The following is a 9659-nucleotide window of genomic DNA, read 5'->3' as shown; positions in this document are numbered from 1 at the left end:
ACGGCGGGTCCTGCGGTCGGAGACGCTGCTCGTGCTGGCTCTCTCACTGGGGGCCAGCGGGGTGTCCGCCCTGATCAGCTTCATCGGATCGCTGACGAAACCGGGAGGTCTCAAGGACCAGGCGGCGACACTGAACGGCTCCTACGCGCCCGGGCGGCCGTGGCTCGACCTGGCCTGGCAGTTGTTCGGTGTCGCCACGGCTCTGGTGCCGGTCGCGCTGGTGGCTCACCTGCTCCTCCGCGAGAGGGCCGGTCTGCGGACCCTCGGTCTCGACCGCACCAGGCCCTGGCCGGATCTGGGCCGGGGCACCCTGATCGCGGCGGGCATCGGCAGCGCGGGCCTCGCCTTCTACCTGGTGGCGCGGGCCGCGGGGTTCAACCTGACGGTGGTCCCGGAGTCACTGCCGGACGTGTGGTGGAAGTTTCCCGTACTGGTCCTCTCCGCGGTGCAGAACTCCCTCGTGGAGGAAGTCATCGTCGTCGGCTATCTGCTGCGACGGCTGGGGCAGTTGGGATGGACGCCGATGGCCGCTCTGGTGGCGAGCTCCGTGCTGCGCGGCTCCTACCACCTGTACCAGGGGATCGGCGGATTCATCGGCAACATGGTCATGGGCGTCGTGTTCGTCCTGCTGTACAGGCGCTGGGGACGGGTCGGGCCGCTGGTCGTCGCGCACGCCCTGCTCGACATCGGGGCGTTCGTCGGATACGCGCTGCTCGCGGGAAAGGTGGGCTGGCTGCCCACCCCGTGAGCGGACGCTGTCGGTGAAACGGGTGTGGGCGTGACGACGGCCTGTACGACCCCGTCGGGGTGGTGCGGGCCGTCGTCGTGCTGAGGGGTGGGTTCCGTGTCGTTGCGTGAGGTGGATCCGGGAGAGATCCCGGAGGAGACCGCTGGGCTGGCACGTGCGGTGTTCCCGAAGGGCTGCCTGGTGATGCGGATGCGGGATGTGCCCGGGCCGGTGTTCTCGGATGCCGATTTCGAGGAACTCTTCCCGGCCGGGGGGCGGCCGGCGGTGTCTCCGGCCCGGCTCGCGTCGGTGCCGGTGTTGCGGTTCGCCGAGGGGCTGACCGACCGGCAGGCCGCGCACGCGGTCCGCTCGCGTCTGGACTGGAAGTACGCCCTTTCGCGGGAGCCGGCTGGTCGAGGGGCCCGCATTTCACCCTTCGCCGCACTCCGCCCCGGTGGATGAGGGATGTGGCCGCGATACGCGCCAAAGGGGCAACGGGATGATCTTGAAGCCTTGAGCGCCGGGTCCCGTACTCCATGGGAGACCTACGCTGCTCTGCCGGCGGCAGAACACCGGCCGGACCGGGCTCGACGATCACTACAGTCCAGTCTCATGACGACGATGACGACGCGTACGGTCGAGTACCTGGCCGACGGTTTGACGATGATCGGGCACCTCGCGCTCCCGGCCGGTGTCGGCCGCCGGCCCGCAGTGCTGCTCGGGCCGGAGGGCACGGGGCTCAGCGACGTCGAGCGCCGCCGGGCCGATGCTCTCGCCGAGCTGGGATACGTAGCGCTGGCCTTCGACCTTCACGGCGGGCGCTATCTGGGGGACCCCGAGGAGATGCTGGCCCGTTGCATGCCGCTGCTCGCCGACCCCGACCGGATGCGGGGCATCGGCCACGCGGCACTCGACGAGTTGCGCGCCGAACCGCGGACCGACCCCGACCGGATCGCCGCCATCGGCTACGGCACCGGGGGTGCCGTCGGGCTGGAACTCGGGCGCGACGGCGTCAGCCTGTGCGCGATCGGGACAGTCAACGCGCTGACCACGGGCCGGCCGGGTGAGGCGGCGCGCATCCGCTGCCCGGTGTGGGCCGGGGTCGGATCGGAAGATCCGATCATGCCGCCCGCGCAACGGAACGCGTTCACCGCAGAGATGCAGGCCGCGGGCGTCGACTGGCGCCTCACGGTCTACGGCGGCGCCTTGCACGCCTTCCATCACCCGTCGGTCGACCACACCGTGCGTCCCGGCGTCGGCTACCACCCACAGCACGCGCAGCGAGCCTGGCGCGACGTCGTCGACCTGCTCGCCGAGTGCCTGTCGTGACGGAGGAACCACGCGTAAAGCGGAATCAAGATCTGCTCATTGCCCCCTTGACGCGAATCTGGGCTGAACCTCCATGAGATCCAGCGGGGTGGAACAAACCGACAGCGTCCGTGAGCGGGGCGGGCAGCCCCGTCGTGCTCAGAGCCCGGCGAGCAGCTCCCCGTCGATCACCGTGACGGCGCGGCCGGTCAGCAGCGTCCGTTCGCCGCGCAGCGACGTACGGACCAGGCCCGAGCGGGCGGAGGCCTGGAGTCCGACGAGGTCGTCGCGGCCGAACCTGGCCGACCAGAAGGGCGCCAGGGCGGTGTGGGCGCTGCCCGTCACCGGGTCCTCGTCGATGCCGACCGCGGGAAAGAAGCCGCGCGAGACGAAGTCGTACCCGCTCGTGGGGTCCTCGGCCGGCGCCGTGGCGATGACACCCCGCCGGGAGCAGGCGCTGAGTGCGTGGAAGTCGGGACGCAGGGCACGGACGGCCGCTTCGTCGGCCAGCTCCACCAGGAGGTCGCCGATGTGCTCCCCCGTGTCGTGGAGCGAGAGGGGCGAGGCTCCGAGCGCGTCCGCCAGACCGGGCGGGGCGGGCACCGGCGTCAGCGGCGCTGTCGGGAAGTCAAGGGTCAGGGAGCCGTCGTCGTGGGCGGTGGTGCGCAGGATGCCGGAGCGAGTGGCGTAACGCACCGTGCCGCTCACCGCTCCGGTGGTGTGAAGGACATGGGCGGTGGCGAGTGTCGCGTGTCCGCAGAGCCCGACCTCGGTTGCCGGGGTGAACCAGCGCAGTGCCCAGTCGGCCTCACCGCCCGGCGGCAGCGGGTGGGCGAAGGCGGTCTCCGAGAGGTTGACCTCGGAGGCGACGAGCTGGAGGCGGTCCGCCTCGGGGAAGGCGCCGGAGTCCAGGAGCACGACTCCGGCGGGGTTGCCGGCGAAAGGACGGTCGGTGAACGCGTCGACGATGCGGATCTTCATGGAACCGACCGTAGGCAGGACCGTTCCGTGCGGTCCAAGGCCAATTGCGGATGTGCGGCCCGGCGTGCCCGGCGCGTACGCGCGGCGCGGGGTGGGGAGGGGATGCGCGTGGACGCTCACAGCCCTTCGGGCTTGCGGGCCGGAAAGGTGGCGACCGACCTCTTCGCGCCTTCGGCGGGCGCCTCCAGCAGATGGGCCGTGACCACGAATCCGGCCTGACGCAGAAGGGTGACGATGCGGTCCGGCGGCACCAGGTGGGATGTGTAGGACACCGGGTGGCCTCCGTACGCCTGTGCAGGGCGCAGGAGCTCGTCGTCCCCCACGTGGCCGGCCATCATCAGGTGGCCGCCGGGTGCGAGGGTGCGCCGGAACTCGGCGTACACGACGGGCAGCACCCCGGGCGGGGTGTGATGGGTCGAGTAGTAGGCCAGGATGCCGCCGAGCCCGTCGTCCCGCAGTGGCAGCGCGGTCATCGAGCCCACGGCGAAGGCCGGATCCGGATGGGTCTGCCGGGCCAGCGCGATCATCTTCGGAGACAGGTCGATGCCGAAAGCGGACAGCCCCAGGTCCGCCAGGTGCGCCGTGACCTTGCCGGGCCCGCACCCCAGGTCCGCGACCGGTCCGAGCCCGTCCGACCGTACGAGCCCGGCGAACGCGGCCAGCAGGGCGCGTGACAACGGGTCCAGCTCCGCAGGGGGTCTGACGAGGTCCGCGTAGGCGGCGGCGACGGTGTCGTAGGACTCCCGGACCGCTGCGAGACAGGAGGGCTCTGTCATGCGGGCGAGCTTAGGGGGGGCGGGCCCACGGCCCGCCGGGCGGTCCGGCCGGCTCCGGGATTCGGTGTGTCAGGAGAACCTCCCGGCGGTGGGCGTCTTGTCGGCCGATAGTTTCCGATATATCGTTGAAGCATCGCGACAGTTCGAAGAAGAGTCGCGCGGCGATGAGGAGTGGAGCGCAGTCATGCGTCCACATGGAATCGATCATGGATTCGGCCCCGGGTACCGAGGCGCGGGCCGGGGGGACTTCGAAGGCGGACGTGCCGCGTTCGGCCCGTTCGGCCCGCCTTTCGGCGGCGGACCTTTCGGTGGCGGACGAGGGCGGGGAGGCGGCCGGGGGAGGGCCAGGCGCGGCGACGTGCGTGCGTCGATCCTCGCGCTGCTCAAGGACCGTCCGATGCACGGTTACGAGATGATCCAGGAGATCGGTGAGCGGAGCGGAGGGGCCTGGAAGCCCAGCCCCGGTTCGGTGTACCCCACCCTCCAGCTGCTGGAGGACGAGGGGCTGATCATCAGCGCCAGCGAGGGCGGGAAGAAGCTGTTCACCCTCACCGACCTGGGCCGCGGTGAGGCCGAGTCCGGGCCCGATGCCCCCTGGGAAGAGGCGGGGCGCGGTGTCGACTGGGAGGGCGTCAACGAGATCCGGCAGGCCGGCTTCGGCCTGATGGAGGCGTTCGGCCAGGTCTGGAGGACCGGGTCGGCCGACCAGCGGCAGAAGGCGCTCACCGTGATCAACGACGCGCGTAAGAAGCTGTACCTGATCCTTGCCGACGAGCACTGAGCCGTGCGGCACGCGCAAGTGGAGAAGGGCCCCGGTCGCGGGGTCCTTCTTCTGTCCGCCGTGCGCGCAGTGCTGCCGGCCGTACGCGCAGTACCGCCGGGAATGATGCGAGCTCATCCGTAAGGATGAGGAACCCCTCGCCGGTCCCCGCCTTCTGCGGGATGGCGGATGGGCCGCGCCGGGGATGTTTTCGCTCCCCGGGACTGATGGGGTGGAGAGGTGCAATTGCGGACGTCATGGATCCCCGAACAGGCCCCACCGAACCACCCGTGGGCCGGTGCCGGGCTGAGCGCGGCGATGACCGGTGTGGTGAACGGTGCGCGCAGGCGGGCGGTGCGCGACGGCGACCGCCATGCCGATACCGCTCATCTCCTGCATTCCCTCGTCGAATCCGATCCCGAGGTGCGGGAGGCCTTCGACGGCGGGCCCCGGCTGGCCAGGGTGCTCGGATATCTCGTGCAGCGCAGCATCGGGTACGGCCTGCGCTGGCAGGGGACCCAGGAGGATTCGGGCGCGTTCCCGGCCGTACGGGAGCCCGGGGGCGAGGGGTGGTCGCCTTCGGCGGCAGCGGCGCTGGCCCGTGCCGGCCGGAGTGCGCTTCTGCGCGGGGAACTCCACGCCGACGGGCTCGATCTGCTGGCGGCGCTGGTCGCGGATCCACGATGCCGCGCGGTCGAGGTGCTGGAGCGGGCGGGGGTGGCGGTCGAGTGGCTCGGTGCCCGTGCCGCGGACAGGGCGGCCGGGAGAGGCCCACAGGGGTGATCATGAACACCCGGCGGACAGGTGTGACAGGAGTGACGCTGCTGACCGCTGCTGCCATGATGTGCCGATGCACGCGTCTCAGGGGAGAAGTGCCGGCCTGGGCCTGGCCCTTGTCTCGGCCTTCGCATTCGGTGGTTCAGGAGTTGCGGCCAAGCCGCTGATCGAGGCGGGGCTCGACCCGCTGCACGTGGTGTGGCTGCGGGTGGCCGGCGCCGCCCTGGTCATGCTGCCGGTCGCCTGGCGGCACCGTGAACTGGTGCGGGAGCGGCCCGTTCTGCTGGCCGGTTTCGGGCTGTTCGCCGTGGCCGGGGTGCAGGCCTTCTACTTCGCCTCGATCTCGCGCATCCCGGTCGGTGTCGCCCTCCTCGTCGAGTATCTGGCGCCCGCACTCGTCCTCGGCTGGGTGCGGTTCGTCCAGCGACGGCCCGTCACCCGCGCGGCCGCCGCCGGTGTGGTGCTGGCAGTCGGCGGCCTCGCCTGTGTCGTCGAGGTATGGGCCGGTCTGAGCTTCGACGCGATCGGGCTGCTGCTGGCTCTCGGTGCGGCGTGCTGTCAGGTGGGCTACTTCGTCCTGTCGGACCAGGGCGCCGGGCGCGGGGAGACGGCGGACGCGCAGCCTCCGCACCCCGTAGGTGTGATCGCGTACGGGCTGCTGGCCGGCGCGGCCGTGCTCACGGTGGTGACCCGGCCCTGGTCCATGGACTGGGAGGTTCTCGGCGGGAGCGCGGACATGGGCGGGCGCGGCGTTCCCGCGTGGCTGCTGCTCGGCTGGATCGTGCTGCTCGCGACCGTGCTGGCCTACGTCACCGGTGTGGTGTCGGTACGGCTGCTCTCGCCGCAGGTCGCGGGCGTCGTCGCCTGCCTGGAAGCGGTCATCGCGACCGTGCTCGCCTGGGTGCTGCTGGGTGAGCACCTCTCCGCGCCCCAGCTCGTGGGCGGCGGCGTGGTGCTGATCGGCGCCTTCATCGCGCAGTCGTCCGCACCCGAGCCGCCGTCAGGGGCGGTGGCATCGGGGCCGGGTACGCCGGCCGCAGGGACGACGGGAGCAGACGAACGGGTCGCGGCCGGAATCGACTTGTCCCGGCCACCGGCCTCCTCATAGGGTGCCGGTCATGCCGCACACCGTACTTCCGCCGCCCGCCGCTTAACGCGGGGCGGCCTCTCCGGACGAAGACCGGGCTCGGGTACGCCCCGAGCGGTTCGTCGCTGCCCGCGCGCGGAGCTGAGCGACCACCACCCCCCCTTCTTCTGGAGATTCGCGTGTCCCATCCTGTTTCCGGCCTGCCCGTCGGGCGGAGCCTGCTCTGCCTCGTCATCGCCGGTATCGCCTGGGGTACGGCGGGCGCCGCCGCATCCCTGCTCTACCGGATCAGCGATCTCGGGCCTCTCGCCCTGTCCTTCTGGCGCTGCGCCGGCGGCCTCGTCCTGCTGGCCGGGGCGCTCATGCTGCGTCCCCGCCGGCCGCTCACCCCTGCCGGGCCGCGCGGCCGGAGGCTGCTGCGCATCCTGGGGACCGGCATCGGCCTCACCGTGTTCCAGAGCGCGTACTTCGCGGCGGTCGAGTCCACCGGGCTCGCCGTCGCAACCGCGGTCACGCTGGGTGCGGGACCCGTCCTCATCGTGGTCGGTGCGCGGCTGACCCTGGGGGAGCGGCTCGGCAGGGGCGGGCTCGCCGCCGTGGTGGGCGCGCTCACCGGCCTCGCCGTGCTGGTGCTCGGCTGCGAGCCCGCCCAGGTGCGCCCCGTGGGGCTGCTGTGGGCCGTGCTGTCCGCCGCGGGGTACGCGGTCATCACCCTGCTGACCCGGTGGCTCGGCCGGGACGGTACGGCGGGTGACTCCCTCGCCACCAGTGCCTGGGCGTTCGGCATCGGTGCCGTGGGACTGCTGCCCCTGGCCGCCGTCGAAGGCCTGGTGCCGCACACGGCCGAGCCGGGCCACGTGCTGTGGCTGTTCGTCTACGTGGCGGCGGTGCCGACCGCTCTCGCCTATGCGCTCTACTTCGCAGGTGCTGCGGCGGTCCGTCCGGCGACGGTGTCCGTGATCATGCTGCTCGAACCGGTGAGCGCCGCGGTCATCGCGGTGACGGTGCTGCGGGAGCGGCTCACCGCGGCCACGGCCACGGGCACGCTGCTCCTGCTCACCGCTGTGGCCGGGCTTGCCTTCGCCGAGACGCGCGGCGCCGCCGCCCGTCACCGGGCCGCGGCAGCGGCCTGACCCGCCGGGGCGCGGGGCGGACGGCAGCCGCCGGATCAGAGCGCGGTGAGGTAGTCCGGCACCTGGACCGCGGGGTCCAGGTCGCCGGACGGCTCCGGCGTCGCGTATCCGTGGGTCAGCGGCACGACACCCGCCCAGTGCGGCAGCGACAGGTCCTCCGGGTCGTCGTTCGGGCCGCCGGTACGGATCTTGGCGGAGACCTCGTCGAGGTCGAGGCGGATCACCGCGGTGGCGGCGAGTTCCTTCGCGTCCGCCGGGCGCGAGTCCTTCGACCTCCCCGGCACGACCTGGTCGACGATGGCGTCGAGCGCCACGCGCCGCTCCTCCGGGTCCGTCACGGTCCGGGCGATGCCGTGCACCACCACGGAGCGGTAGTTCATCGAGTGGTGGAAGGCGGAACGCGCCAGCACCAGAGCGTCCACATGCGTCACGGTCAGGCAGACGGCGAGGCCCGGATCCGCCGCACCCGTCGCGCGCAGCGGGCGCGAACCGGTCGAGCCGTGCACGTACAGCCGCTCACCGACCCGGCCGAAGAGGGTCGGGAGGACGACGGGTGCGCCGTCGCGGACGAAGCCCAGGTGACAGAGGTAGGCCGCGTCGAGTATCGAGTGGACCGTTTCGTGGTCGTACGAGGCGCGCTGCCTGGCACGGCTCGGAACCGTGCGCTCCGTCGGCGCGTAGGCGGGGGTCCCGGAAGGGCCGGTGCGGTCGGGCGTGGCGGTGTCCGGCATGCGTACTCCATTGCACTAGTGCATACTGTTTTTTGTGCTAGGAGAGTATCGGATCAGTGGGCGGCGCGCATCCGACATTGCCGCGAGCGTGGAGCGTGGTGTCGCCTCGGGTGATCTCGCACCCGGGCATGTACTGCCGCCCTTGCGGGAGCTGGCATCCCTGCTCGGCGTCAATCCGAACACGGTGGCCGCCGCCTACCGAACCCTCCGCGATCGCGGGGTGATCGAGACGGCGGGGCGGCGGGGGAGCCGGGTGCGGCCCCGGCCCGCGAGTACGGCGCGTGGTTCGCTCAGGGTGGAGGCGCCTCCCGGTGTGCGTGACCTGGGGGACGGCAATCCCGACCCGGCGCTGCTGCCGGCCCTCGGGGAAGCGCTGGCGGTGGCCGCACAGGAGTACGGCCGGGGGCCCGGCCTCTACGGGGACGCGGCGGTGGTCCCTCGGTTCGCGGAGCTCGCGCGGGCGGGCCTGGACGCCGACGGTGTGCCTGCCGGGCCGGTGGTGGCCGTTTCCGGGTCCCTCGACGCCATCGAGCGTGTGCTGACCGCACACCTCAAGCCCGGCGACACCGTGGCGGTCGAGGATCCGGGGTGGGGCGCCCTGCTCGATCTTGTTCCGGCGCTCGGTATGCGGATCGTGCCGGTGGCGCTGGACGAGGAGGGCCCGCTGCCCGGGGAGGTGGAGCGAGCGCTGCGGGCGGGGGCGAGGGCGCTGGTGGTCACGGACCGGGCGCAGAACCCGACCGGTGCGACTACGGGAGCGGGAAGGGCCGCTGAGCTGCGGTCCGTCCTTGCGGCCCACCCCGACGTGCTCCTGATCGAGGACGACCACGGCCACGCCATCGTCGACCTGCCGGTGCACTCCCTCGCGGGGGTCACGGAACACTGGGCCTTCGTGCGGTCGGTCTCCAAGGCGTACGGCCCCGATCTGCGGGTCGCCGTACTCACCGGGGACGGGCTGACCGTGGACCGGGTGACCGGCCGGCAGAGGCTCGGACCCGGTTGGGTCAGCGCGCTCCTGCAGCGGGCCGTGACTCACCTGTGGGCGACCGGGGCCGTCGACACGCCGGCCGTCGCCCGCTCCTACGGGGAGCGCCGGGACGCGCTCGTGCGGGCGCTGGGTGAGCGGGGGATCACGGCGTACGGGCGGACCGGGATGAACGTGTGGGTGCCCGTGAGCGACGAGACCGGGGCGGTGGCGAGGATGCTCCACTCCGGCTGGGTGGTGGCTCCGGGGGCACGGTTCCGGATCACCTCGCCGCAGGGGATCCGGCTGACCGTCTCGTCGCTGTCCGCTGCCGACATCGGGCCCCTGGCGGACGCGGTGGCCGCGGCGGCAGCGCCCGCCCGCCCGGCCGGCCACGGCTGAGCTGCCGGCTGCC

At 72.4% G+C, this 9659-nt stretch carries 11 protein-coding genes; 8 read left to right on the top strand and 3 right to left on the bottom strand.

The annotated features are described in order from the left end of the window. The 3 genes from VN520_RS25635 to VN520_RS25625 form a co-directional block, all read left to right on the top strand. Window positions 1–748, top strand: a 748-nt coding sequence (locus VN520_RS25635; protein ID WP_325749306.1) for a type II CAAX endopeptidase family protein, incomplete at its 5' end; no start/stop codon positions are given. Between the two features lie 96 nt (window positions 749–844). Further along, window positions 845–1189, top strand: coding sequence for a transposase (locus VN520_RS25630; protein ID WP_414719952.1), 345 nt, complete (start codon window positions 845–847; stop codon window positions 1187–1189). 150 nt (window positions 1190–1339) lie between these two features. Further along, on the top strand, window positions 1340–2056 hold the full coding sequence (locus VN520_RS25625; protein ID WP_325749305.1) for a dienelactone hydrolase family protein: 717 nt from the start codon (window positions 1340–1342) through the stop codon (window positions 2054–2056). A gap of 138 nt (window positions 2057–2194) precedes the next feature. On the opposite strand, the gene VN520_RS25620 is transcribed toward VN520_RS25625, so the two are convergent. Beyond that, window positions 2195–3016 carry a PhzF family phenazine biosynthesis protein gene (locus tag VN520_RS25620; protein ID WP_325749304.1) on the bottom strand — a complete coding sequence of 274 codons (822 nt, stop codon included), beginning with the start codon at window positions 3014–3016 and terminating at the stop codon, window positions 2195–2197. 116 nt (window positions 3017–3132) lie between these two features. Then, window positions 3133–3792: a class I SAM-dependent methyltransferase gene (locus VN520_RS25615; RefSeq protein ID WP_325749303.1), complete on the bottom strand. Its 660-nt coding sequence runs from the start codon at window positions 3790–3792 to the stop codon at window positions 3133–3135. Window positions 3793–3976: 184 nt separating this feature from the next. On the opposite strand from VN520_RS25615, the gene VN520_RS25610 reads away from it, so the two are divergent. From VN520_RS25610 to VN520_RS25595, 4 genes are all read left to right on the top strand, one after another. Then, window positions 3977–4573 carry a PadR family transcriptional regulator gene (locus VN520_RS25610; RefSeq protein WP_325749302.1) on the top strand — a complete coding sequence of 199 codons (597 nt, stop codon included), beginning with the start codon at window positions 3977–3979 and terminating at the stop codon, window positions 4571–4573. Between the two features lie 219 nt (window positions 4574–4792). Continuing rightward, window positions 4793–5335, top strand: a complete 543-nt coding sequence (locus tag VN520_RS25605; RefSeq protein WP_325749301.1) for a peptidase — start codon at window positions 4793–4795, stop codon at window positions 5333–5335. A 67-nt stretch (window positions 5336–5402) separates the two neighbouring features. Then, complete coding sequence (locus tag VN520_RS25600; RefSeq protein WP_325749300.1) at window positions 5403–6437, top strand: EamA family transporter; 1035 nt, start codon at window positions 5403–5405, stop codon at window positions 6435–6437. A 158-nt stretch (window positions 6438–6595) separates the two neighbouring features. Further along, window positions 6596–7549: a DMT family transporter gene (locus VN520_RS25595; RefSeq protein ID WP_325749299.1), complete on the top strand. Its 954-nt coding sequence runs from the start codon at window positions 6596–6598 to the stop codon at window positions 7547–7549. 35 nt (window positions 7550–7584) lie between these two features. Here VN520_RS25595 and VN520_RS25590 read toward each other — a convergent pair whose 3' ends face one another. Further along, window positions 7585–8280 carry a pyridoxamine 5'-phosphate oxidase family protein gene (locus tag VN520_RS25590; protein ID WP_325749298.1) on the bottom strand — a complete coding sequence of 232 codons (696 nt, stop codon included), beginning with the start codon at window positions 8278–8280 and terminating at the stop codon, window positions 7585–7587. 34 nt (window positions 8281–8314) lie between these two features. Between VN520_RS25590 and VN520_RS25585 the strand changes: the two genes are divergently transcribed. Beyond that, window positions 8315–9646 (top strand): aminotransferase class I/II-fold pyridoxal phosphate-dependent enzyme, encoded by a 1332-nt coding sequence (locus VN520_RS25585; protein ID WP_325749297.1) that lies wholly within the window; start codon window positions 8315–8317, stop codon window positions 9644–9646. Window positions 9647–9659: the final 13 nt, after the last annotated feature.

The organism is Streptomyces sp. (genome assembly GCF_035563135.1).
Taxonomy (GTDB): domain Bacteria; phylum Actinomycetota; class Actinomycetes; order Streptomycetales; family Streptomycetaceae; genus Streptomyces.
The sequence above is the reverse complement of the archived record's forward strand: the minus strand, read 5'-3'. Positions and strand labels throughout refer to the sequence as shown.